Annotated in this window: 21 protein-coding genes; all 21 read left to right on the top strand. The window is 70.2% G+C overall.

The window, feature by feature from the left end; translation table 11 throughout:
- The first annotated feature begins 55 nt into the window (after positions 1 to 55).
- The 21 genes from ACZ4TG_RS15250 (at position 56) to atpA (ending at position 22,687) form a co-directional block, all read left to right on the top strand.
- Complete coding sequence (locus tag ACZ4TG_RS15250; protein ID WP_468162734.1) at positions 56 to 532, top strand: response regulator; 477 nt, start codon at positions 56 to 58, stop codon at positions 530 to 532.
- Between the two features lie 205 nt (positions 533 to 737).
- Complete coding sequence (gene nrtL / locus ACZ4TG_RS15245) at positions 738 to 1,709, top strand: ArgS-related anticodon-binding protein NrtL (protein ID WP_468162610.1); 972 nt, start codon at positions 738 to 740, stop codon at positions 1,707 to 1,709.
- A gap of 19 nt (positions 1,710 to 1,728) precedes the next feature.
- Positions 1,729 to 3,120 carry a diaminopimelate decarboxylase gene (gene lysA, locus ACZ4TG_RS15240; RefSeq protein WP_468162608.1) on the top strand — a complete coding sequence of 464 codons (1,392 nt, stop codon included), beginning with the start codon at positions 1,729 to 1,731 and terminating at the stop codon, positions 3,118 to 3,120.
- Positions 3,121 to 3,244: 124 nt separating this feature from the next.
- Entirely contained in the window at positions 3,245 to 4,537 is a 1,293-nt protein-coding gene (locus ACZ4TG_RS15235; RefSeq protein ID WP_468162606.1) for a homoserine dehydrogenase, read from the top strand.
- 6 nt (positions 4,538 to 4,543) lie between these two features.
- Positions 4,544 to 5,614 (top strand): threonine synthase, encoded by a 1,071-nt coding sequence (gene thrC, locus ACZ4TG_RS15230; protein WP_468162604.1) that lies wholly within the window; start codon positions 4,544 to 4,546, stop codon positions 5,612 to 5,614.
- Positions 5,615 to 5,942: 328 nt separating this feature from the next.
- Positions 5,943 to 6,869 (top strand): homoserine kinase, encoded by a 927-nt coding sequence (thrB, locus tag ACZ4TG_RS15225; RefSeq protein ID WP_468162602.1) that lies wholly within the window; start codon positions 5,943 to 5,945, stop codon positions 6,867 to 6,869.
- A gap of 452 nt (positions 6,870 to 7,321) precedes the next feature.
- Positions 7,322 to 9,409 (top strand): transcription termination factor Rho, encoded by a 2,088-nt coding sequence (gene rho, locus ACZ4TG_RS15220; RefSeq protein WP_468162600.1) that lies wholly within the window; start codon positions 7,322 to 7,324, stop codon positions 9,407 to 9,409.
- A gap of 370 nt (positions 9,410 to 9,779) precedes the next feature.
- Positions 9,780 to 10,889: an LCP family protein gene (locus ACZ4TG_RS15215; protein WP_468162598.1), complete on the top strand. Its 1,110-nt coding sequence runs from the start codon at positions 9,780 to 9,782 to the stop codon at positions 10,887 to 10,889.
- 190 nt (positions 10,890 to 11,079) lie between these two features.
- Positions 11,080 to 11,298, top strand: a complete 219-nt coding sequence (gene rpmE, locus ACZ4TG_RS15210) for a 50S ribosomal protein L31 (protein ID WP_030153765.1) — start codon at positions 11,080 to 11,082, stop codon at positions 11,296 to 11,298.
- 107 nt (positions 11,299 to 11,405) lie between these two features.
- Entirely contained in the window at positions 11,406 to 12,485 is a 1,080-nt protein-coding gene (prfA, locus tag ACZ4TG_RS15205) for a peptide chain release factor 1 (protein ID WP_468162596.1), read from the top strand.
- Between the two features lie 53 nt (positions 12,486 to 12,538).
- Positions 12,539 to 13,384: a peptide chain release factor N(5)-glutamine methyltransferase gene (gene prmC / locus ACZ4TG_RS15200; RefSeq protein WP_468162594.1), complete on the top strand. Its 846-nt coding sequence runs from the start codon at positions 12,539 to 12,541 to the stop codon at positions 13,382 to 13,384.
- A 46-nt stretch (positions 13,385 to 13,430) separates the two neighbouring features.
- Entirely contained in the window at positions 13,431 to 14,078 is a 648-nt protein-coding gene (locus ACZ4TG_RS15195) for an L-threonylcarbamoyladenylate synthase (protein WP_030153769.1), read from the top strand.
- Positions 14,075 to 14,731, top strand: a complete 657-nt coding sequence (locus ACZ4TG_RS15190) for an arsenate reductase/protein-tyrosine-phosphatase family protein (protein WP_468162592.1) — start codon at positions 14,075 to 14,077, stop codon at positions 14,729 to 14,731. Before ACZ4TG_RS15195 ends, ACZ4TG_RS15190 begins: the two co-directional genes overlap by 4 nt.
- A gap of 80 nt (positions 14,732 to 14,811) precedes the next feature.
- Positions 14,812 to 16,041 carry a serine hydroxymethyltransferase gene (locus ACZ4TG_RS15185; RefSeq protein ID WP_468162590.1) on the top strand — a complete coding sequence of 410 codons (1,230 nt, stop codon included), beginning with the start codon at positions 14,812 to 14,814 and terminating at the stop codon, positions 16,039 to 16,041.
- Positions 16,042 to 16,145: 104 nt separating this feature from the next.
- A complete protein-coding gene (locus ACZ4TG_RS15180; RefSeq protein ID WP_468162732.1) occupies positions 16,146 to 17,492 on the top strand; it encodes an MraY family glycosyltransferase in 1,347 nt (448 codons plus the stop codon).
- Positions 17,493 to 17,766: 274 nt separating this feature from the next.
- A complete protein-coding gene (locus ACZ4TG_RS15175) occupies positions 17,767 to 18,204 on the top strand; it encodes a hypothetical protein (RefSeq protein WP_468162588.1) in 438 nt (145 codons plus the stop codon).
- 210 nt (positions 18,205 to 18,414) lie between these two features.
- Positions 18,415 to 19,254: a F0F1 ATP synthase subunit A gene (gene atpB, locus ACZ4TG_RS15170; protein WP_468162730.1), complete on the top strand. Its 840-nt coding sequence runs from the start codon at positions 18,415 to 18,417 to the stop codon at positions 19,252 to 19,254.
- A gap of 79 nt (positions 19,255 to 19,333) precedes the next feature.
- Positions 19,334 to 19,567: an ATP synthase F0 subunit C gene (atpE, locus tag ACZ4TG_RS15165; RefSeq protein ID WP_007266589.1), complete on the top strand. Its 234-nt coding sequence runs from the start codon at positions 19,334 to 19,336 to the stop codon at positions 19,565 to 19,567.
- Positions 19,568 to 19,610: 43 nt separating this feature from the next.
- Entirely contained in the window at positions 19,611 to 20,150 is a 540-nt protein-coding gene (locus tag ACZ4TG_RS15160) for a F0F1 ATP synthase subunit B (RefSeq protein ID WP_468162586.1), read from the top strand.
- The gene (locus ACZ4TG_RS15155) at positions 20,147 to 20,962 is read left to right on the top strand and encodes a F0F1 ATP synthase subunit delta (protein ID WP_468162584.1); all 816 of its coding nucleotides are present in this window, start codon (positions 20,147 to 20,149) and stop codon (positions 20,960 to 20,962) included. The genes ACZ4TG_RS15160 and ACZ4TG_RS15155 overlap by 4 nt, the downstream gene beginning before the upstream one ends.
- A gap of 129 nt (positions 20,963 to 21,091) precedes the next feature.
- A complete protein-coding gene (gene atpA, locus ACZ4TG_RS15150; protein ID WP_468162582.1) occupies positions 21,092 to 22,687 on the top strand; it encodes a F0F1 ATP synthase subunit alpha in 1,596 nt (531 codons plus the stop codon).
- Positions 22,688 to 22,694 lie beyond the last annotated feature (7 nt).

Here is a 22,694-nt window from a genome sequence, read left to right as displayed (position 1 = left end):
TGGGGTGATCAGGAACTCGTTTACCGGGGAGGGGGGAGTGGGTCGCCCGGACGGGGTGGAAGTGGCAAAAACCCGGACGCGGGGGCTTAGGGCGACCTACTCTCGAGTTGTGTCAGGCGCCTCGGGCCGGGTGCTTGTTGTCGACGACAACAAGGTCATCCGGCAGCTGATCAAGGTCAATCTCGAGCTGGAGGGCTTCGAGGTAGTGACCGCGAACGATGGTGCCGAGTGCCTGGACGTCGTGCACCACGTGTGTCCCGATGTGATCACCCTCGATGTGGTGATGCCCCGGCTGGACGGGTTCGGGGCGGCCGCGCAGTTGCGGGCCGATCCGCGGACGCGGCATCTGCCCGTCGCCATCGTCAGCGCCTGCACCCAGCACGAGGTCGAAGCCGGGATCGCCGCCGGGGTGGACGCCTTCCTCGCCAAGCCCTTCGAGCCCGCCGAGCTGGTGCGCGTCGTGCGCCGGCTGGCCGAGCGCAGGGACCGGCGGGAGAGGAAAGGAGCCCCCGCCGGCCGAGGACGCGGATAGGCAGGGGTAGGGAGGAGTAGGGAGGAGTAGGGAGGAGTAGGGAGGGGTCCCCAAGGCCCCCCGACCAGCGCCGCACGCCTCGCCCCCGGCCAGCGCCCCACGCCCCGTCCCGCGGACAGCGCCCCACACCCCGCCCCACGCCCCGGCTGTTCACATGGCGAAACCCTCCGCGTGACCCGAGGCCCTCTCCCCTAGGCTGGGTCCCGTGACCCCCGCCGACCTCTCTCGTACCGTCGCGCACGCCGTGCGCTGCGCCGTCGAGGACGGGGAGCTGCCCGCAGAGGTGGCCGTCCCCGAGCGGGTCGTCGTGGAGCGGACCCGTCCCGGAGGGGTCGGGGAGTACGCCAGCCCCGTCGTCTTCCCGCTCGCCAAGGCGGCCGGACGGGCCCCCGCCGAGGTCGCGCGGGTACTGGCCCGCCGGATCGAGCGGGTGCCCGGGATCCGTCAGGTGGCGATCACCGGGCCGGGGTTCTTGAACTTCGTGCTGGACGACCGCCCCGTCGCCGACCTCGTACGCGAGGTCCGCACCCGGGGCCCGCGCTACGGCCACGCCCCCGACGGCGAGCTGCGCGCCCGGACCGTCGGGGACGCCGTCCGGCGGATCCGGCACAGCCAGGGGCTGAGCGGTCCGGACGGGCTCGCCGTCGCCCCCGTACCCAAGCGCGACAGCGACGTCCTCGCCGTCGCCCCCGTACCCAAGCGCGACGGCGACGTCCTCGCCCGCTTCGGCGCCGACGCCGCCGCCTGGGCCATGCTCTGCGTTCCGGCGCACGAGAGCCCGGTGTTCCCGGCGCGGCTGCTCGTCCAGGACGAGTCCAGCGAGTTCTTCCGCGTCCGGTACGCCCACGCCCGCGCCCGGGCGCTGACCGCCAACGCCGCCGGCCTCGGGTTCGCGAGCGAGCCGGGGCAGGACGGCGACGGCCCCCTCCGGCGCGCCCTCGCCGACTACCCCCTCGCCCTCGAAGCCGCCGCGCACCACAGCGCGCCCGAGCGGCTCGTGCGGCATCTCGTCGAGCTGGCCGACGCCCTGCTCGACTTCCAGTACCGGGTACTGCCCAAGGGGGACGAGAAACCCTCGGCCGCCCACCGCTCCCGCCTGGCTCTTGCCGAAGCCGGCGGGACGGTGCTGGCCGGCGGCCTGTCCCTGCTCGGCATAGACGCCCCTGAACGCCTGTGACCCGCAAAGAGAGATTCCGATGAGCCGTTCCGCGCACCCCGCCGGCCCCCGCCACGCCGACGTCCTGCCCGAGGGCCACTACGCCCCGCCGCCCGCCGACCTGAACGCGCTCGACGAGAAGGTCTGGTCGCGGACCGTCACGCGTACGGACGACGGTGTGGTCAGCGTCGGCGGGATCGAAGTCACCAAGCTCGCCGAGGAGTTCGGCACCCCCGCCTTCTTCCTCGACGAAGAGGACTTCCGGGCGCGCTGCCGCGCCTGGGCGCACGCCTTCGGACCCGACGCCGACGTGTTCTACGCGGGCAAGGCCTTCCTCTCCAAGGCCGTCGTGAAGTGGCTCAAGGAGGAAGGGCTCAACCTCGACGTGTGCTCCGGCGGGGAGCTCGCCACCGCCCTCGCCGCCGACATGCCCGCCGCGCGCATCGCCTTCCACGGCAACAACAAGTCCGTCGCCGAGATCACCCGGGCCATAGAGGCCGGCGTCGGCCGGATCGTCCTCGACTCGTACCAGGAGATCGCCCGCGTCGCGCACATCGCCCGCGAGCTGGGCGTACGGCAGCCCGTGCAGATCCGGGTCACCGTCGGCGTCGAGGCCCACACCCACGAGTTCATCGCCACCGCCCACGAGGACCAGAAGTTCGGCATCGCCGTCGCCGACGGCTCCGCGGCCGAGGCCGTACGGCGCGCCCTGGGGCACGACAGCCTGGAGCTGCTCGGCGTCCACTCCCACATCGGCTCGCAGATCTTCGACATGGCCGGCTTCGAGGTGTCCGCCAAGCGGGTCGTGCAGCTGCTCGCGGCCGTCCGCGACGAGCACGGCGTCGAACTCCCCGAGATCGACCTCGGCGGCGGCCTCGGCATCGCCTACACCTCGGCCGACGACCCGCGCGAGCCCCACGAGATCGCCAAGGCCCTGCACGAGATCGTCGCTCGCGAGTGCGAGTCCGCCGGCCTGCGCGCCCCGCGGATCTCCGTCGAGCCCGGCCGGGCCATCGTCGGCCCCACCGCCTTCACCCTCTACGAGGTCGGCACGATCAAGCCGCTGGAGGGACTCCGTACGTACGTCAGCGTCGACGGCGGCATGTCGGACAACATCCGCACCGCCCTCTACGACGCCGAGTACGCCGTCAACCTGGTCTCCCGCGTCTCCGACGCCGAACCGATGCTCGTCCGCGTCGTCGGCAAGCACTGCGAGAGCGGCGACATCGTGGTCAAGGACGCCTTCCTGCCCGCCGACCTGGCCCCGGGCGACCTGCTCGCCGTCCCGGCCACCGGCGCGTACTGCCGCTCCATGGCCAGCAACTACAACCACTCGCTCCGCCCGCCCGTCGTCGCGGTGCGCGACGGACAGGCGCGAGTGATCGTCCGGCGCGAGACGGAGGAAGATCTTTTGAGTCTCGACCTCGGATGATGAAATAGATGTCTCACTCAATGGACCGAGGATGGAAACTGCTGTCCATTGAGTGAGACTGGTTCACACCTGGTGTGCAAACCGCGCACCGGGTAGCGATGGAAGATCGAAAGGCGTAGGTCGAATGATGCGTACGCGTCCGCTGAAGGTGGCGCTGCTGGGCTGTGGAGTGGTCGGCTCAGAGGTGGCGCGCATCATGACGACGCACGCCGACGACCTCACGGCCAGGATCGGCGCGCCCGTCGAGCTCGCCGGCGTGGCCGTACGCCGCCCCTCCAAGGTGCGCGAGGGCATCGACCCGGCGCTCGTCACCACCGATGCGACCGCCCTCCTCAAACGCGGGGACATCGACGTCGCCATCGAGGTCATCGGCGGCATCGAGCCGGCCCGGGCCCTGATCCACACCGCCTTCGACCACGGGATCTCCGTGGTCTCGGCGAACAAGGCGCTGCTCGCCCAGGACGGCGCCGCGCTGCACGCCGCCGCCGAAACGGCCGGGCTGGACCTCTACTACGAGGCCGCCGTCGCCGGCGCGATCCCGCTGGTCCGCCCGATGCGCGAGTCGCTCGCCGGGGACAAGATCAACCGGGTCATGGGGATCGTCAACGGCACGACGAACTTCATCCTGGACAAGATGGACTCGACCGGCGCCGGCTACCAGGAGGCCCTGGACGAGGCCACCGCCCTCGGGTACGCCGAGGCCGACCCCACCGCCGACGTCGAGGGCTACGACGCCGCCGCCAAGGCCGCGATCCTCGCCGGCATCGCCTTCCACACCCGGGTCCGCCTCGACGACGTCTACCGCGAGGGCATGACCGAGGTCAGCTCCGCCGACTTCGCGTCCGCCAAGCGGATGGGCTGCACCATCAAGCTCCTCGCGATCCTGGAGCGCGCCGCCGACGGCCAGTCCGTCACCGCCCGCGTCCACCCCGCGATGATCCCGCTCAGCCACCCGCTGGCGTCCGTCCGCGAGGCGTACAACGCCGTCTTCGTAGAGGCGGAGGCAGCCGGCCGGCTCATGTTCTACGGGCCCGGCGCGGGCGGTGCCCCCACCGCGTCCGCGGTCCTCGGCGACCTCGTCGCCGTCTGCCGCAACAAGCTCGCCGAGGCAACGGGGCCCGGCGAGTCGGCGTACACCCAGCTGCCGGTCAGCACCATGGGCGACGTCGTCACCCGGTACCACATCAGCCTCGATGTGGCCGACAAGCCGGGCGTCCTCGCCCAGGTGGCGACGACGTTCGCGGAGCACGGTGTCTCCATCGACACCGTGCGGCAGCAGGGCAAGGACGGCGAGGCCTCCCTCGTCGTCGTCACTCACCGCGCGCCCGACGCCGCCCTCTCCGGGACCGTCGAGGCACTGCGGAAGCTGGACACCGTCCGCGGCGTCGCCAGCATCATGCGTGTTGAAGGGGAGTAAGGACCCATGAGCAGCAATCGCACCCACCAGTGGCGCGGCATCATCGAGGAGTACCGGGACCGCCTGCCGGTGACGGACACCACCCCGGTGGTCACGCTTCGTGAGGGCGGTACTCCCCTCGTCCCGGCCCAGGTGCTCTCCGAGCGCACGGGCTGCGAGGTCCACCTGAAGGTCGAGGGCGCCAATCCCACCGGGTCCTTCAAGGACCGCGGCATGACGATGGCGATCACCAAGGCCAAGGAGGAGGGCGCCAAGGCCGTCATCTGCGCCTCCACGGGCAACACCTCGGCCTCCGCCGCCGCCTACGCGGTGCGCGCCGGAATGGTCTGCGCCGTCCTCGTGCCCCGCGGCAAGATCGCGCTCGGCAAGATGGGCCAGGCCCTGGTGCACGGCGCCAAGATCCTGCAGGTTGACGGCAACTTCGACGACTGCCTGGACCTGGCCCGCGCCCTGTCCGACAACTACCCGGTCGCGCTGGTCAATTCCGTCAACCCGGTCCGTATCGAGGGCCAGAAGACGGCCGCGTTCGAGATCGTCGACGCGCTCGGCGACGCCCCCGACATCCACGTGCTGCCCGTCGGCAACGCCGGCAACATCACCGCGTACTGGAAGGGCTTCAAGGAGTACAAGGCCGACGGCCTGGCCTCCCGTACGCCCCGCGTGTGGGGCTTCCAGGCCTCGGGTTCCGCGCCGATCGTGCGCGGCGAGGTCGTCAAGGAGCCGCACACCATCGCCACCGCGATCCGCATCGGCAACCCGGCCTCCTGGGACTACGCCCTGCAGGCCCGCGACGAGTCGGGCGGCTTCATCGACGAGGTGACGGACCGCCAGATCCTGGCCGCCTACCGCCTGTTGGCCGCCCAGGAGGGCGTCTTCGTCGAGCCCGCCTCGGCCGCCTCCGTGGCCGGCCTGCTGAAGGCCGCCGAGCTGGGCCTGGTCGACCCCGGCCAGAAGATCGTGTGCACCGTCACCGGCAACGGCCTGAAGGACCCCGACTGGGCGGTCGCCGGCGCCCCGCAGCCGGTCACCATTCCGGTGGACGCCGAGGCCGCCGCCGCCCGGCTCGGCCTGATCTGACCCGGAGGTCCGATTCGGTCGGACCCCACGCCTGGTTGCCGGATTCCGGAAGTCACCGGAATCCGGCAACTCGGCCCGTACGGCATCAAAGGTCAACGGAAATCCAGCGGGATCCACCGGAAGACACCGACACGCATCGTGCGCCTCCTGTGCGCCCTATGTCGCGAGAGAACCTTCCTTCGATACGCTGTACTTACATCCGCCACCGCGCATATGACCGCGGTGCTGCCCCAAGGGCCTTCGGGTGTCGTACGTTCTCCAGTACATTCGCAGCGAAGATCCCGCACAGCACCAGATCTCGCACAGTCACAAGGAGTGTCATCGACCGATGGCAGGTCCAGCGTTCCGCGCCGCCGCCGTACGAGTGCGCGTCCCCGCCAGCAGTGCCAACCTCGGCCCGGGCTTCGACGCCCTCGGCCTGGCCCTGGGGCTCTACGACGACGTGGTCGTCCGCGTAGCCGATTCCGGCCTGAACATCGACATCGCCGGTGAGGGCGCCGACACCCTCCCGCGCGACGAGAGCCACCTTCTCGTACGGTCGATGCGCACCGCCTTCGACCTGCTGGGCGGGCAGCCGCGCGGCCTGGAGGTCGTCTGTGCCAACCGGATCCCGCACGGCCGGGGCCTCGGCTCCTCCTCCGCCGCGATCTGCGCGGGCATCGTGGCCGCCCGCGCCGTGACCATAGGCGGGGAAGCCAAGCTCGACGACGCCGCGCTGCTGGAACTGGCCACCGAGATCGAGGGACACCCCGACAACGTCGCCGCCTGTCTCCTCGGCGGCTTCACGCTGGCCTGGATGGACGGCGGCAGCGCCAAGGCGATCCGGATGGACCCCGCCGATTCCATCGTTCCGGTGGTCTTCGTGCCGTCCAAGCCGGTCCTGACCGAGACCGCCCGCGGCCTGCTGCCGCGCACCGTCCCGCACGTGGACGCGGCCGTCAACGCGGGTCGCGCGGGCCTGCTCGTGGAAGCCCTGACCAGGCGTCCCGAGCTGCTGCTGCCCGCCACCGAGGACCGGCTGCACCAGGAGTACCGGTCCCCGGCGATGCCCGAGAGCGTGGCACTCGTCAACCGACTGCGGGCGGACGGCATCCCCGCGGTCATCTCCGGCGCGGGCCCCACGGTCCTCGCGCTGGTCGACAACGGTGCGGCCGACAAGGTCGCGCAGCTCGCCGGCGAGGGGTGGGCGGCCAACCGCCTCGCCCTCGACGCTGCGGGCGCGAGCGTACTTCCGCTGGGCACGCAGGGCAGCTGAGCCCTTTCGTGAAAGGCACGGCTGAACGGGCTCAGCCGGCCAGTGGCCAGAGCGGGCGGCTGGGCAGGCCGCCCGCGCGGAAGGGCGCGATTGCCGGTGATTGAGAGGGGGAATGTCTGTTGGATCCGGTAGTGTTAATCTCAAGTGCGCATCCGAAGCCGCCATGGCTCGGTGCTCAGTGTCCCCATTCGGGACCACCTTTCTTCCGGGAGCCTCCCCGACTGCTTTGATCGCTTCCAGCAGTTTCGAGCACGCTCCGGAATCGGCGTGACATTCCCACGCTTCCAGCTCGGGGGCTTCTCGCCGGAACCACCCATGCACGTTTCTCTCCGCCGTATCTCTATCGGCGGACCACCGCCCCGGCACAGTCCACACACCTAGGACTGCTGTCGGACAGCACAACCGGTCGCCGAGCCAGACAGGCCGACGTCCGCTCCAGGGAAGGACCCTTCGTGAGCGACACCACCGATCTGATGGGCGCTGCCGACACCAACGTCGACACCAGTGCCCCCGCCGCGGGCGCCGCACCCAAGCGTCGCCGCTCCGGCACCGGCCTCGAGGGCATGGTCCTGGCCGAGCTGCAGCAGGTCGCGTCGGGCCTCGGTATCAGGGGCACCGCGCGGATGCGCAAGAGCCAGCTGATCGAGGTCATCAAGGAGGCGCAGGCCGGCGGCGGAAGTGCCTCCAAGGCCGCGGCCTCCGCCGCGGACACCGCCGAGGCCAAGCCGAAGCGCCGCGCCACCAGCAAGGCCCGTACGGGTGAGGCCGCCGCCGAGGCGCCCGCCGAGAAGCCGGCCACGCAGGCCCAGATCGACATCCCGGGCCAGCCGGCCAGCGACGACGCCCCGGTCGGCGAACGCCGCCGCCGTCGCGCCACCGCCCCCTCCGGAAGCCCGGAGTCCGCGGCGCCCGTCGCCGTGCAGGTCGAGCAGAAGACCGAGACCGTCCCCGCCGCGCAGACCGAGGTCAAGGCCGAGGCCGCGACCGCCGTCTCCGCGGGACAGGCCCAGGAGGCCGGTGAGGGCCGCGGCCGTCGCGACCGCCGTGACCGCGGTGACCGTGCCGAGCGCGGCGACCGCCAGCGCGACCGCCGTGACCGCGGCGCCAAGGCCGACGACCAGGGCCAGGGCGGCCAGGGTCAGGCCGGCCAGGGTCAGGGTCAGGGTCAGGGCGGCCAGGGCCAGGGTGGCGGCCGGCCGGACCGCGGCGACCGCCAGCAGCAGGGCGGCCGCGGCCAGGGCCAGGGTCAGCAGGGTCGTCAGGACCGTCAGGACAACGGCCCCCAGGACGACTTCGACGGTGAGGACGGCCGTCGCGGCCGTCGCGGCCGCTACCGCGACCGCCGTGGCCGTCGCGGCCGCGACGAGTTCGCGCCGAGCGAGCCGCAGGTCGCCGACGACGACGTCCTGATCCCCGTCGCGGGCATCCTCGACATCCTCGACAACTACGCGTTCATCCGCACCTCGGGCTACCTGCCCGGCCCGAACGACGTGTACGTCTCCCTCGCCCAGGTCCGCAAGGCCGGGCTGCGCAAGGGTGACCACACCACCGGTGCCGTGCGCCAGCCCAAGGACGGCGAGCGCCGCGAGAAGTTCAACGCCCTGGTGCGTCTGGACTCGGTCAACGGCATGGCGCCCGAATCCGGCCGCGGCCGCCCGGAGTTCCAGAAGCTGACGCCCCTGTACCCGCAGGACCGGCTCCGTCTGGAGACCGACCCGGGCGTGCTGACCACCCGCATCATCGACCTCGTGTCGCCGATCGGAAAGGGCCAGCGAGGCCTGATCGTGGCCCCGCCGAAGACCGGCAAGACCATGATCATGCAGGCGATCGCCAACGCGATCACCACCAACAACCCCGAGTGCCACCTGATGGTCGTCCTGGTCGACGAGCGTCCGGAAGAGGTCACCGACATGCAGCGGTCGGTCAAGGGCGAGGTCATCTCCTCGACCTTCGACCGCCCGGCCGAGGACCACACCACGGTCGCCGAGCTGGCCATCGAGCGCGCCAAGCGTCTCGTCGAGCTGGGTCACGACGTGGTCGTCCTGCTGGACTCCATCACCCGTCTGGGCCGCGCGTACAACCTCGCCGCCCCCGCCTCCGGCCGCATCCTGTCCGGTGGTGTGGACTCGACCGCGCTGTACCCGCCGAAGCGCTTCTTCGGTGCCGCGCGCAACATCGAGGACGGCGGCTCGCTGACCATCCTGGCCACCGCGCTGGTCGACACCGGCTCGCGCATGGACGAGGTGATCTTCGAGGAGTTCAAGGGCACCGGCAACATGGAGCTCAAGCTCGACCGCAAGCTCGCCGACAAGCGCATCTTCCCGGCCGTCGACGTCGACCCGTCGGGCACCCGCAAGGAGGAGATCCTCCTCAACGCGGAGGAGCTCGCCATCGTCTGGAAGCTGCGCCGGGTGCTGCACGCGCTCGACTCGCAGCAGGCGATCGAGCTGCTGCTCGACAAGATGAAGCAGACGAAGTCGAACGCCGAGTTCCTGATGCAGATCGCCAAGACGACCCCGGCGGGCAAGAACGACGACTGACCGTCGCCGTAGCCGCATCGTCGAACGAGACCGCCCCCGCCGCATCCCGCGACGGGGGCGGTCCCGTTGTGCGTACGCCAGGTCCTGCACGCCAGGTCGTGTACGAGCCGTACGCGCCACCGTGGCCCGTGTGCGACCTTTGCCACACTCGGGCCGCTCCCGACCCGCCCGGCGCCGCTGTGCGTCCGCCGGGGAAACCGCAGGCGGGCCCGGTATTACGCGGTGCTTATGCCCCGGCAGGCAGCCTGCGACGGACTTCCGGAGGCCGTGCGGGCCGTGGAACCCTGGAGTAGGTTCCTCCGTCTGAGTCAGAGGACAACGGGGAAAGCGAGCCGTACGCCAGGGGACCGCACCCAGGACTGAGGAGAGCATGAGCCAGGACAGCAGGGGCCGCGGCCGCCGCGCCGCAGGCGGCAGGCGCCGACGCAAGCCGACGCAGCGCCGCAAGGGCCTCACCGTCGCCGCGTGGACCGCCGCCGGCGTGGTCCTGCTGGGCGGCGCGGGCCTGGGCTACTTCTACGTCAAGTTCAACGGCAACCTGAAGACCGTGGACATCGACCAGGCCCTCGGCACCGACCGCCCGCAGAACGTGGACAACGGCTCGATGGACATCCTCGTCCTCGGGTCCGACTCCCGCGGCGGGGCCAACGGCGAGTACGGCCGGGACGACGGCGGCTCGGCCCGCTCCGACACCGCGATGATCATCCACCTGTACGAGGGCCACCAGAAGGCCAGCGTCGTGTCGATACCGCGCGACACCATGGTCAACCGGCCCTCCTGCGCGACGGCGAACGGCAAGACGGACAAGGGGAGCACCCGCTCCCAGTTCAACGAGTCCTTCACCATCGGCGGCGCCGCCTGCGCGGTGAAGACCGTCGAGAAGATGTCGGGGATCCGCATGGACCACTACATCGAGGTCGACTTCACGGGCTTCAAGAAGATCATCGACAATCTCGGCGGGGTCGAGGTCACCACCAACAAGCCGATCAAGGACGGCGCCAGCCACCTGGACCTCCCGGCCGGCACCAACAAGCTGAACGGCGAGCAGGCGCTGGGCCTCGTCCGCACCCGCAAGAGCGTCGGCGACGGCAGCGACCTGGGCCGAATACAGCTCCAGCAGGCCTTCATCAAGGCCCTGATCAAGCAGGTCAAGGGCATCGGGGTGTTCGACAACCCCAAGCGGCTGCTCGACCTCGCGGACTCCGCCACCAAGGCGATCACCACCGACAAGGCCCTCGGTGACGTGAAGTCCCTCATGGGCTTCGCCCAGGGCCTGCAGGGCATCGACGCCGCGGACATGCAGATGATCACCCTCCCGGTCACCACGGACCCGCGCGACGCCGACCGCGTCGCCCCGCTCGCCAAGGAGTCCAAGATGGTCTGGGACGCCCTGCTGGCCGACCAGCCGGTCCCCGCGGAGGCCACCGCGAACTCCATGGGCGACAAGGGCTCGGCGGGATCCGTCGTCCAGCAGCCCTGAACCGGATCACCGCGGCTCAAAGGGGTTCTCCGGGACCCCGGAATAGATGCCCGCACGTCCCTGTTGACGATGGCGTCCTCAGAATTTTGACAGGCGGCCCGGTCCTGGCAGACTGGTCTGTCGGCCCCGGTTCACGCAGCGCGCAATTCGGCTCCTGCGACCCGGCGCCCTCCCGAATCTAGGAGACACCTTGAAGCGCGATGTTCACCCCGAGTACGTCGAGACCCAGGTCAGCTGCACCTGTGGCGCGTCGTTCACCACCCGTAGCACCCTGACCGAAGGCACCATCCGTGCCGAGGTCTGCTCCGAGTGCCACCCGTTCTACACGGGCAAGCAGAAGATCCTCGACACCGGTGGCCGTGTGGCCCGCTTCGAGGCCCGCTTCGGCAAGGCTGCCGGCTCGAAGTAGCGAGCCTCCGGCGCCGGCTCCCGGCTGCACCGTGTCCACACGGGGTAGCCGGGCCGGCGCCTTTCTCGTCCCGCAGCCCTTTCTTACTTATCTCCCAGGAGCCCCCGATGTTCGAGGCGGTCGAGGAACTGATCGGCGAGCACGCCGATCTTGAAAAGAAGCTCGCCGACCCTTCGGTCCACTCCGATCAGGCCAACGCGCGCAAGCTGAACAAGCGCTACGCGGAGCTGACCCCGATCGTCGCGACCTTCCGTGCCTGGAAGCAGTCGGCCGAGGACATCGAGACGGCCAAGGAGCTCGCGGCCGAAGACCCCGACTTCGCCGCCGAGGTCAAGGAACTGAGCGCCCAGCGCGAAGAGCTCACCGAGAAGCTCCGCCTGCTGCTCGTTCCGCGCGACCCCAGCGACGACAAGGACGTGCTCCTGGAGGTCAAGGCCGGAGCGGGCGGCGACGAGTCCGCCCTGTTCGCCGGCGACCTGCTGCGCATGTACCTGCGCTACGCCGAGCGCGTGGGCTGGAAGACCGAGATCATCGACGCCACCGAGTCCGAGCTCGGCGGCTACAAGGACGTCCAGGTCTCCGTCCGCACCAAGGGCGGCAACGGCGCGACCGAGCCCGGCCAGGGCGTCTGGGCCCGCCTGAAGTACGAGGGCGGCGTCCACCGCGTCCAGCGCGTTCCGGCCACCGAGTCCCAGGGCCGCATCCACACCTCCGCCGCCGGCGTGCTCGTCACCCCGGAGGCCGAGGAGGTCGAGGTCGAGATCAACATGAACGACCTCCGCATCGACGTGTACCGCTCCTCCGGCCCGGGCGGCCAGTCCGTCAACACCACCGACTCGGCCGTGCGCATCACGCACATCCCGACCGGTGTGGTCGCCTCCTGCCAGAACGAGAAGAGCCAGCTCCAGAACAAGGAGCAGGCGATGCGCATCCTGCGCTCGCGCCTGCTGGCCGCTGCCCAGGAAGCCGCCGAGCAGGAGGCCTCCGACGTGCGCCGCAGCCAGGTGCGCAGCGTGGACCGGTCCGAGAAGATCCGTACGTACAACTACCCGGAAAACCGGATCTCGGACCACCGGACCGGCTTCAAGGCGTACAACTTGGACCAGGTGCTCGACGGCGACCTCGACCCGATGATCCAGGCCTGCGTCGACGCGGACTCGGCCGCCAAGCTCGCGGCCGCGCACTGATCACTGCCTGACCCCCCGCATCACCCCGTACGACAGCAGCCCGGAGGACCAGCGTGAACTTGCTGCTTGCCGAGGTGGCCCAGGCCACCCAGCGGCTGGCCGCCGCCGGCGTGCCCTCACCGCGCTTCGACGCGGAGGAGCTCGCGGCCTTCGTGCACGGCGTCAAGCGGGGGGAACTGCACCACGTCAAGGACGCGGACTTCGACGCCCGCTACTGGGAGGCCGTCGCCCGCCGCGAGGCGCGCGAGCCGCTCCAGCACATCACCGGCCGCGCCTTCTTCCGCTACCTGGAGCTCCAGGTCGGGCCCGGGGTCTTCGTGCCCCGGCCCGAGACCGAGTCGGTCGTGGACTGGGCCATACAGGCCGTCCGGGCCATGGACGTGGTCGAGCCGCTCATCGTGGACCTGTGCACCGGGTCCGGTGCCATCGCGCTGGCCATGGCGCAGGAGGTGCCGCGCTCGCGCGTGCACGCGGTCGAGCTGTCCGAGGAAGCCCTGCGGTGGACCCGCAAGAACGCCGAGGGCTCCCGGGTCACCGTCCACCAGGGCGACGCGCTCAGCGCGCTGCCCGAGCTGGACGGCCAGGTCGACCTGGTGATCTCCAACCCGCCCTACATTCCGCTCACCGAGTGGGAGTACGTCGCCCCCGAGGCCCGCGACCACGACCCCGAGATGGCGCTGTTCTCCGGCGAGGACGGCCTGGACACCATCCGCGGCATCGAGCGCACCGCCCACCGGCTGCTGCGGCCCGGCGGCATCGTCGTCATCGAGCACGCCGACACCCAGGGCGGCCAGGTCCCGTGGATCTTCGCCGAGGAGCGGGGCTGGGCCGACGCGGCCGACCACCCCGACCTCAACAACCGCCCGCGCTTCGCGACCGCCCGCAAGGCCCTGCCGTGAGCGGGCCCCATTCCGTCCACCCCCTGCTGCTTGAGGAGGCCCGCTGATGGCCCGGCGATACGACTGCAACGACGCGACGGACCGCAAGACGGGCCTGCGCGAAGCCGCATCCGCCGTGCGCCGCGGCGAGCTCGTCGTGCTGCCCACCGACACCCTGTACGGGATCGGTGCGGACGCCTTCAGCGCGGAGGCCGTCGGCGACCTGCTCGCCGCCAAGGGCCGGGGCCGCAACATGCCCACCCCCGTCCTCATCGGCTCCCCGAACACCCTGCACGGCCTGGTCACGGACTTCTCCGAGCAGGCGTGGGAGCTCGTCGACGCCTTCTGGCCGGGCGCCCTGACCCTGGTCGCCAAGCACCAGCCGTCGCTGGCGTGGGACCTGGGGGAGACCCGCGGGACCGTGGCCGTACGGATGCCCCTGCACCCCGTCGCGATCGAGCTGCTGACCGAGGTCGGTCCGATGGCCGTGTCCTCGGCGAACCTGACGGGACACCCGGCTCCGGAGGACTGCGACGCCGCCCGCGAGATGCTCGGCGACTCCGTGTCCGTGTACCTGGACGGCGGGCCGACCCCCGGGATCCAGCCGTCGTCGATCGTCGATGTCACCGGGAAGGTTCCCGTCCTGCTGCGCGAGGGGGCGCTGACCGCGGAGCAGCTGCGGGAGGTCGTACCCGACCTCGAGGTGGCCCCGTGAGCCCTGAGGGCCGTGGCATAGCGAGGGGGCACCTCCCCGCGGTGGGCGCAGGAGGCTCCTTCCGCATACTCCACGTCAGCACCGGCAACGTCTGCCGCTCGCCCATCACCGAGCGGCTGACCCGGCACGCGCTGTCGGACCGGCTGGGGGGCCCGGTGACCGGGGACCTCATCGTGGAGAGCGCCGGCACGTGGGGACACGAGGGCGCGCCCATGGAGGCGAACGCCGCCGCCGTCCTCGCGGACTTCGGCGCCGACGCGTCCGGGTTCACCGGGCGCGAGCTGCTGGACGAGCACGTCATACGCGCTGACCTGGTGCTGACCGCCACGCGGGACCACCGGGCACAGGTCATCTCCATGGGCCACTCGGCCGGACTGCGGACCTTCACCCTGAAGGAGTTCACGCGGCTGGTGCGGGCGATAGATCCGGCCACCCTGCCGCCGCTCGACGACGGCATGGCGGAGCGCGCCCGCGCCCTGGTGCGGGCCGCGGCCGCGCTGCGCGGCTGGCTGCTGGCCCCCTCGCCGGACGCGGACGAGGTGTACGACCCGTACGGGGCGCCGATCACCTTCTTCCGCTCGATCGGCGACGAGATCAACCAGGCGCTGGACCCCGTGGTCACGGCCCTGACGGGCGTCACCGCCCCGCACTGACCCCGGCCCGCGCCGAGGGGCGCGAGGGGCGCGTGGGGAATATGGTGGCGATATCCGGGACAGTCCACTGGAGTCGTGCCATGAGCGTCATCACCCCGCCCACGGACCTGCTGCGGCAGCAGGATCCGCAGATGGCCGACGTGCTCGCCGGAGAGGCGCAGCGGCAGGCCGGCACGCTGCAGCTGATCGCCGCCGAGAACTTCACCTCGCCCGCGGTGCTCGCCGCGCTCGGCTCCGCGCTCGCCAACAAGTACGCCGAGGGGTATCCGGGCGCCCGCCACCACGGCGGCTGCGAGTACGCCGACCTGGCCGAACGGACCGCCGTGGAGCGGGCCATGGCGCTGTTCGGGGTCGAGCACGCCAATGTGCAGCCGCACTCCGGATCCTCCGCCGTACTGGCCGCATACGCGGCGCTGCTGCGGCCCGGGGACACGGTGCTGGCGATGGGGCTCCCGTACGGCGGTCACCTGACGCACGGCTCGCCCGCGAACTTCTCCGGCCGGTGGTTCGAATTCGTCGGGTACGGGGTCGACGCGGAGACGGGCCTCATCGACTACCAGCAGGTGCAGGACCTCGCCCGCGCCCACCGGCCCAAGGCCATCGTCTGCGGCTCGATCTGCTACCCCCGCCACCCCGAGTACTCCGTCTTCCGGGAGATCGCGGACGAGGTCGGGGCCTACCTGATCGCGGACGCCGCCCATCCGATCGGCCTGGTCGCCGGGGGAGCGGCGCCCAGCCCCGTCCCGTACGCGGACGTCGTCTGCGCGACCACCCACAAGGTGCTGCGCGGCCCGCGCGGCGGGATGATCCTGTGCGGCGCCGAGTTCGCGGAGCGGGTGGACCGGGCGGTGTTCCCCTTCACCCAGGGCGGCGCCCAGATGCACACCATCGCCGCCAAGGCGGTGGCCTTCGGGGAGGCCGCCGGTCCCGCGTTCACCACGTACGCCCATCGGGTGGTCGCCAATGCCAGGGTGCTGGCCGAGGCGCTGGAGGCCGGCGGGTTCGTCGTGACGACCGGCGGGACCGATACGCACCTGATCTCCGCCGACCCCGCACCGCTGGGCCTGGACGGTCCGGCCGCCCGGGGCGCGCTGGCCGCCGCCGGGATCGTGCTGGACACCTGCGCGCTCCCGTACGGGGACCAGCGCGGGATCCGCCTCGGCACCGCGGCCGTGACCACCCAGGGCATGGGCGAGGCGGAGATGGGCCGGATCGCCGGGCTGTTTGCGGCCGCGCTGCGCGGGGAAGCCGCGAAAACCCGTACAGAAGTCGGTGAGCTGGCCCACGAATTTCCACCGTATGGGTACTGACAAGGGCATTTCGGGCTTACCGCAACCGCGATGGCCTGCCCGCGCGTCCTCGACCCGGGGTACATCGCAGCTAATGTGTGGGGCTGAGATGGCCGGCGATACATCTGGGGCAGCCCGTGCGTGAATATCTGCTGACGCTTTGCGTCACGGTCGCGGTGACCTACCTGCTGACCGGGCCCGTGCGGAAGTTCGCGATCGCGGCCGGGGCCATGCCGGAGATCCGTGCCCGCGACGTGCACCGGGAACCGACACCACGGCTCGGCGGCATCGCGATGTTCGGCGGTATGTGCGCGGGCCTGCTGGTCGCCGACCACCTGCAGAACCTCAACGGGGTGTTCACGGCCTCGAACGAGCCACGGGCACTGCTCTCCGGAGCCGCGCTGATCTGGCTGGTCGGCGTCCTCGACGACAAGTTCGAGATCGACGCCCTGATCAAGCTCGGCGCGCAGATGATCGCCGCCGGCGTGATGGTCATCCAGGGTCTGACGATCCTGTGGATCCCCGTCCCCTTCATCGGCACGGTCGCGCTCACCCAGTGGCAGGGCAACCTGCTCACCGTGGCCCTCGTCGTGATCACCATCAACGCCGTGAACTTCGTCGACGGCCTCGACGGCCTGGCGGCCGGCATGGTCTGCATCACCACCTGCGCCTTCTTCCTCTACGCGTACCGGATCTGGTTCGGCTACGGCATCGAGGCGGCGGCGCCCGCGACCCTCTTCGCCGCGATCCTGATGGGCATGTGCCTGGGCTTCCTGCCGCACAACATGCACCCGGCCCGGATCTTCATGGGCGACTCCGGCTCGATGCTGATCGGCCTGGTGCTGGCCGCCTCCGCGATCTCGATCACGGGGCAGGTGGACCCGGACGCGATGGCCCTGTTCGCGGGCGGTGAGCGCAATGCCACGCACGCGATGCTGCCGGTGTTCATCCCGCTGGTGCTGCCGCTGACGATCATCGCGATCCCGATGGCGGACCTGGTGATGGCCGTGGTCCGGCGCACCTGGAAGGGCCAGTCGCCGTTCGCCGCCGACCGCGGCCACCTGCACCACCGGCTCCTGGAGCTCGGGCATTCGCACAGCCGGGCGGTGCTGATCATGTACTTCTGGTCGGGGCTGATCGCCTTCGGCACGGTGGCCTATTCGGTGCACTCCACCTCGATGTGGATCGTGCTCGCGATCGCGGCCCTGAGCGCGCTGGGCCTCGTACTCCTCCTGCTGCCGCGGTTCACCCCGCGCGCCCCGCGCTGGGCGGAGGGCCTCGTCCCGCCGCGCTACCGGCACGCGGAACGGGCCGCGGAGGCCGCCGCCGAGGCGGCCGCGCAGGAGGCGACGGGCACCGAGCCGGAACCGGCGCGGCCGGTCGCGGCCGGGGTGGCGGGCGTCAACGGGGCGACCGCCATTGGCCCCCGTTCGCGCCTCCCCGACCGGCGTAAGGCCGGATCGGCTCGCTGACGGGCAGGGCGCATGTCCGACATGAACGCCCTTTACCAGACAAGACGCTTGCTTGCCCTGCACAGACGCGCGGGTTAACTCTCATGTGTGACAGTCAGCACACCCAGCGGGTAAAGCTCTCATCAAATACTTTGTGATACCGTTCACTAAACCCGGCGACAGAGCCGAAGGACCGTAGTGCGACGGTCCATTGGCCCGAGGTGCTTCCTCGGACCGGGCTTACGCTCGTCCCGTACGAGTCCCGTGCCCCCACCACCACGCGGAGCAAACCGCCATGCGGTCAAACGACGTCCGATCCCTCCTGCAAGCCGCTGTACCCACGGCTGTCGCCGGCGCTGTCGCCGCAGTGATCAGCTGGTTCGTGGTCGGTGGCAAGGGGGCGGTCGGAGCCGCTGTGGCGACCGTGGTCGTGATTCTCTTCATGGGCATCGGATTCGTGGTTCTGCAGCGCACGGCGAAATCCTTGCCGCACCTGTTCCAGGCCATGGGCCTCATGCTTTATGCGGCCCAGATCCTGCTGCTCTTCGTCTTTCTCGCCGTGTTCAAGAACACGACACTGTTCCACCCCCGGGCCTTCGCGATCACGCTTGTTGCCACCACCCTGGTGTGGATCGGCGCACAGACGCGTGCTCATATGAAGGCCAAGATTCTTTACGTCGAACCCGACTCGACAAAGGGTGACAAGCCCGAGAATCCGGGGTCGAAGCCGTGAGGGGTAGGGCCGGGATAAGCGCGCGTTCGAGATGCTGCTATCGTCCGGTTCAAACTGCGGCACTGCGGGCGCGGGCATCTGAGCTGACGCCTGTTCCATCGCGAGGCTCGATGCCTGGCCGCCGCCCCCAAACCCGTAACACCAGTCCAGTGCCGAACAGCGGCTGTGCGCCGCGCCGACACAACGAGGTTGCCGTACCTATGCGCCACGCTGAAGGAGCCCGCGGTGAGTGCTGACCTGACGCAGGTGCTCGCTTTCGAGACCGACTGTCACATCTTCGACGGATGTGGCTTCCCCGGCCCGGGCCTGCACTCGTTCCTCTTCGAGCCGCTGTGGGGCGAACCCGGCCTGACCAGTGTGTACTTCAACAAGCCGATGCTGCTGGCCCTGCTGGGCTCGCTGATCATCGTCGCGTTCTTCTGGGCCGCGTTCCGCAAGCCGAAGGTCGTACCGGGCAAGCTCCAGATGGTCGCCGAGGCCGGCTACGACTTCGTGCGCAACGGCATCGTCTACCAGACGCTGGGCAAGAAGGAGGGCGAGAAGTACGTCCCCCTGATGGTCTCGCTGTTCTTCTTCGTCTGGATCCTGAACGTCTGGTCGATCATCCCGGTGGCACAGTTCCCGGTGACCTCGATCATCGCGTACCCGGCGATCCTCGCGCTGGGGGTCTACATCCTCTGGATGTCGGTCACCTTCAAGCGCCACGGCTTCGTCGGCGGCCTGAAGAACCTGACGGGCTACGACAAGACCCTCGGCGGCGTGCTGCCGCTGATCATGGTCATCGAGTTCTTCTCGAACGTCCTGGTGCGCCCGTTCACCCACGCGGTCCGACTCTTCGCGAACATGTTCGCCGGTCACACCCTGCTGCTGCTCTTCACGATCGCCAGCTGGTACCTGCTGAACGGCATCGGCATCGCCTACGCCGGTGTGTCGTTCGTGATGGTCATCGTGATGACCGCCTTCGAGCTCTTCATCCAGGCCGTCCAGGCGTACGTCTTCGTCCTCCTGGCCTGCAGCTTCATCCAGGGCGCGGTCGCCGAGCACCACTGAGCCAGGCCCGCCCCGCTCAGCCCCCATTTCGTCCGGTGGCCAACCCCCACCGGTCCGTGAAAGAGAAGGAAGAACTGGCATGTCCCAGACCCTTGCCGCCGTCACCGGCTCCCTCAGCTCCGTTGGTTACGGTCTCGCGGCCATCGGCCCCGGCGTCGGCGTCGGCATCATCTTCGGTAACGGCACCCAGGCCCTCGCCCGCCAGCCCGAGGCTGCCGGCCTGATCCGCGCCAACCAGATCCTCGGCTTCGCCTTCTGTGAGGCGCTCGCCCTGATCGGTCTGGTCATGCCGTTCGTCTACCCGAGCTCCTGATCCTCGGTCTCGACGAACAGTCCATTAGACGAAAGGCACTGATGTGAACCTCCTGGTTCTGGCGGCTGAGACGGAAAATCCGCTCTTCCCGCCGATCCCCGAGCTCGTCATCGGTCTGATCGCCTTCGTCATCGTCTTCGGTTTCCTCGCGAAGAAGCTCCTCCCGAACATCAACAAGGTTCTGGACGAGCGCCACGCGGCGATCGAAGGCGGTATCGAGGCGGCGCAGGCCGCTCAGATCGAGGCCCAGAGCGTTCTTGAGCAGTACAAGGCTCAGCTCGCCGAGGCCCGGCACGAGGCCGCGCGCCTGCGCCAGGAAGCGCTGGAGCAGGGCACTGCGCTCAAGGAAGAACTGCGCGCAGAGGGCCAGCGGCAGCGTGAGGAGATCATCGCTGCCGGCCACGCCCAGATCGCGGCGGACCGCAAGGCCGCCTCTCAGGCGCTGCGTCAGGACGTGGGCAAGCTCGCCACCGACCTGGCCGGAAAGCTCGTCGGCGAGTCCCTCGAGGACTCCGCCCGGCAGAGCCGCACGATCGACCGTTTCCTCAGCGAGCTCGAGGAGAAGGCCGAGGCGGCCCGATGAACGGAGCGAGCCGCGAGGCACTGGCCTCCGCGCGTGAGCGTCTCGACGCGCTGACGGACAACACGTCCGTCGACGCGGCGAAGCTCGCCGGTGAGCTGGCTGCCGTCACCGCGCTGCTCGACCGTGAGGTCTCGCTGCGTCGGGTCATCACGGACCCGGCGCAGTCCGGCGAGGCCAAGGCCGAGCTGGTCGGACGACTGCTGTCGGGCCAGGTGGGCGGGGAGACCCTCGACCTGGTGTCCGGCATGGCGCGGTCCCGCTGGTCGCAGTCCCGCGACCTGGTGGACTCGCTGGAGGAGCTGGCGGCCACCGCCGACCTCACGGCGGCCCAGCAGGCCGGTGCGCTCGACGACGTCGAGGACGAGATCTTCCGCTTCGGCCGGATCGTCGCCTCGAACACCGAGCTGCGCGCCGCGCTGACCGACCGCGGTGCCACCGTCTCCGCCAAGAGCGAGCTGCTGCGCAGCCTGCTCGGCGGCAAGGCGAACGCCGTCACCGAGCGCCTGGTCATCCGTCTTGTCACGCACCCGCGTGGACGTAGCCTGGAAGCGGGACTCGAGTCCCTTTCCAAGCTCGCCGCCGAGCGCCGTGACCGCATGGTCGCCACCGTGACCAGCGCGGTTCCGCTCAGCGACGGGCAGAAGCAGCGTCTCGGCGCGGTGCTGGCCAAGCTGTACGGCCGCCAGATGCACCTGAACCTCGACGTGGACCCCGAGGTCCTCGGCGGGATCTCGGTGCGAGTCGGCGACGAGGTCATCGACGGCACCATCGCGGACCGCCTCGCAGAGGCGTCCCGCCGCATGGCCGGCTGACCAGCCACCAATAGAACAACGCATTCCTAGCGGCCCGGTTGGGCCGTGCAGAACTTGCAGAAGATTCCTGGGGGTCGCCCCCAGACCCCTAAGAAGCTTCAGGCCCAACAAGGAGAGCAGGGAACCCAGATGGCGGAGCTCACGATCCGGCCGGAGGAGATCCGGGACGCACTGGAGAACTTTGTCCAGTCGTACCAGCCGGACGCGGCCTCGCGCGAGGAGGTCGGAACGGTCAGCGTTGCCGGCGACGGCATCGCGAAGGTGGAGGGTCTGCCCTCCGCCATGGCGAACGAGCTGCTGAAGTTCGAGGACGGCACCCTCGGTCTCGCCCTCAACCTCGAGGAGCGCGAGATCGGTGCGGTCGTCCTCGGCGAGTTCAGCGGTATCGAGGAGGGCCAGCCGGTGCAGCGCACCGGTGAGGTGCTCTCCGTCGGCGTCGGCGAGGGCTACCTCGGCCGCGTCGTCGACCCGCTCGGCAACCCGATCGACGGTCTCGGCGAGATCGCGACCGAAGGCCGTCGCGCCCTCGAGCTGCAGGCCCCCGGCGTCATGGTCCGCAAGTCGGTCCACGAGCCCATGCAGACCGGCTACAAGGCCATCGACGCCATGGTGCCCGTCGGCCGTGGCCAGCGTCAGCTGATCATCGGTGACCGTCAGACCGGCAAGACCGCGCTGGCCGTCGACACGATCATCAACCAGCGCGACAACTGGCGCTCGGGCGACGTGAACAAGCAGGTCCGCTGCATCTACGTCGCCATCGGCCAGAAGGGCTCGACCATCGCGTCCGTTCGCGGCGCCCTGGAAGACGCCGGCGCGCTCGAGTACACGACGATCGTCGCCGCCCCGGCGTCCGACCCGGCCGGCTTCAAGTACCTGGCGCCGTACACCGGTTCCGCCATCGGCCAGCACTGGATGTACGCCGGCAAGCACGTCCTGATCATCTTCGACGACCTGTCGAAGCAGGCCGACGCCTACCGCGCCGTGTCGCTGCTGCTGCGCCGCCCGCCGGGCCGTGAGGCCTACCCGGGTGACGTCTTCTACCTGCACTCCCGTCTGCTGGAGCGCTGCGCGAAGCTCTCCGACGACATGGGTGCCGGTTCGATGACCGGTCTGCCGATCGTCGAGACCAAGGCGAACGACGTGTCGGCGTTCATCCCGACCAACGTCATCTCCATCACCGACGGCCAGTGCTTCCTGGAGTCCGACCTGTTCAACGCGGGCCAGCGCCCGGCGCTGAACGTCGGTATCTCGGTCTCCCGCGTCGGTGGCTCCGCCCAGCACAAGGCCATGAAGCAGGTTTCCGGCCGTCTGCGCCTGGACCTCGCCCAGTACCGCGAGCTGGAGGCGTTCGCCGCCTTCGGTTCCGACCTGGACGCCGCTTCGAAGGCTTCGCTGGAGCGCGGCAAGCGTCTGGTCGAGCTGCTCAAGCAGGGCCAGTACCAGCCGATGCCCGTCGAGGAGCAGGTCGTCTCCGTCTGGGCCGGCACCACCGGCAAGATGGACGACGTTCCGGTCAACGACATCCGTCGCTTCGAGTCGGAGCTGCTGGAGCACCTGCGCCGCGAGCGCAAGGACCTCCTCACCTCCATCGCCGACGGCGGCAAGATGTCGGACGACACCCTGACGTCGGTCGCGGACGCCATCACCGCCTTCAAGCGCCAGTTCGAGACCTCGGACGGCAAGCTCCTGGGCGAGGACGCACCGGCCGTCAACGTCTCCAAGTGACGACGGA

The sequence above is a fragment of the Streptomyces sp. NPDC028314 genome (assembly GCF_055565795.1).
The sequence above is the reverse complement of the archived record's forward strand: the minus strand, read 5'-3'. Positions and strand labels throughout refer to the sequence as shown.